General features: G+C 75.2%; 1 protein-coding gene and 1 pseudogene. One reads left to right on the forward strand and one right to left on the reverse strand.

All coding sequences use genetic code 11. The annotated features are described in order from the left end of the window. Positions 1-247: pseudogene (locus G3I40_RS33930) on the forward strand (IclR family transcriptional regulator); the annotation flags it as partial. 75 nt (positions 248-322) lie between these two features. Here the strand turns inward: G3I40_RS33930 and G3I40_RS33935 are convergent. Next, positions 323-541, reverse strand: a 219-nt coding sequence (locus G3I40_RS33935) for a 2Fe-2S iron-sulfur cluster binding domain-containing protein (protein ID WP_164558673.1), incomplete at its 5' end; no start/stop codon positions are given.

Raw genomic sequence — 541 nt, forward strand, 5'->3', positions numbered from 1 at the left:
CGCGGCCGTACCGCTGCGCGGGGCGGGCCGGGCCGTCGCCGCCGTCTCCGTGTCGGGCAGGGGTGGCCACCTCACCCTGGAGCGCCTCGCCCCGCTGCTGCAGACCTGCGCCCGGGCCGTCTGGGCGCACCTGTACGGGCCCGGGCGCGCGGCCCGCTTCGCACCGCCCGCCGAGGTGCCCTCGCCCGGGATGCCCGTCGTGATGGACAGCCTGATGAGCTGGGCCCGCTCGGCGAACTGGATGTAGTACGCGAGAGGCCCGGGCGTGTGGTGAAAGTACCGTCGTTGGCCCGAAGGGCTGGCGGGGCCTTCCCCACACGCCCTACTCGTACGTCGCCTCGACCCGCGGGCTCAACGGCAGGGCCTGGCAGGCGAGCACGTACCCGTCGGCGAGGTCCTCCTCGTCGAGGACGTCGTTGCGGGCCATCTTCACCTCGCCCGACTCCACCCGCAGACAGCAGGCGCTGCAGGCGCCCTCGCGGCACGAGTACGGGGCGTCGAGCCCGGCCGCGAGCAGCGCGTCGAGCAGCGGGGACCGCTG

Origin of the sequence: Streptomyces sp. SID14478, from assembly GCF_010548525.1 — a bacterium.
Classification (GTDB): domain Bacteria; phylum Actinomycetota; class Actinomycetes; order Streptomycetales; family Streptomycetaceae; genus Streptomyces.